At 36.4% G+C, this 879-nt stretch carries 2 protein-coding genes; both read left to right on the plus strand.

The window, feature by feature from the left end; all coding sequences use genetic code 11:
* A partial coding sequence (locus HMPREF9074_RS07400) for a type II 3-dehydroquinate dehydratase (protein WP_034540155.1) occupies positions 1-355 on the plus strand: 355 nt, incomplete at its 5' end.
* 27 nt (positions 356-382) lie between these two features.
* On the plus strand, positions 383-879 hold a 497-nt coding region (locus HMPREF9074_RS07405; protein WP_084063429.1), incomplete at its 3' end, for a methylated-DNA--[protein]-cysteine S-methyltransferase.

Here is an 879-nt window from a genome sequence, read left to right on the forward strand (position 1 = left end):
ATATGGGAGTCAGACTTTTGAAGATTATTTAGCAGTACTTCAAACTCAATACCCAGAAGTAACATTACATTATTTTCAAAGCAATAGTGAAGGGGAGCTTATTGATAAAATACACGAGATAGGTTTTACTTATGATGGCATCATACTTAATGCAGGAGGGTATACACATACCTCAGTGGCATTAGCAGATGCAGTAAAAGCAGTATCTACACCAGTGGTAGAGGTGCATATATCAAATACCTTTGCTCGTGAGGCTTTTAGACATCATTCGTATCTATCGCCAGTAGTGAAAGGGTGCATAGTAGGTTTTGGTATGAAGAGTTACGAATTGGCACTGCAGAGTTTTATAAGTTAGAAATGAGATATTATTGAAAAACTGTTAATGAAGAAACTATATAAAAAGAAAATTATAACTCCAATAGGAGAGATGATAGCAATGGCAACCGATGAGGCTATTTGCTTACTTGATTTTTTCGATAGCAAAACATTACTAATAGACCAAGCTATAGCAATGCAACATTTTAAAATTACTGATGATGAGGAGAAAGATACGCCATTGCTTTTAGAATTAGCACACCAATTGAACGAATATTTTGCTAAAGAAAGAAAGGAATTTACGCTTCCTATAGAGCTTATCGGTACTTCTTTTCAGGAAGAAGTGTGGAGAGTACTACAAACAATACCCTATGGAGAGACTCGTACTTATAAAGAGCAGGCAATAGCAGTAGGCAATCCTAAAGGGGTAAGAGCAGTAGCTAATGCTAATGCGAAGAACCGTATCTCTATAATAGTACCTTGCCATCGTGTGATTGGTACTAATGGAACGCTTACAGGTTATGCAGGAGGTCTTGATAGAAAGAAGTTTTTATTAGACCTTGA

Source organism: Capnocytophaga sp. oral taxon 329 str. F0087 (assembly GCF_000213295.2).
GTDB lineage: Bacteria > Bacteroidota > Bacteroidia > Flavobacteriales > Flavobacteriaceae > Capnocytophaga > Capnocytophaga leadbetteri_A.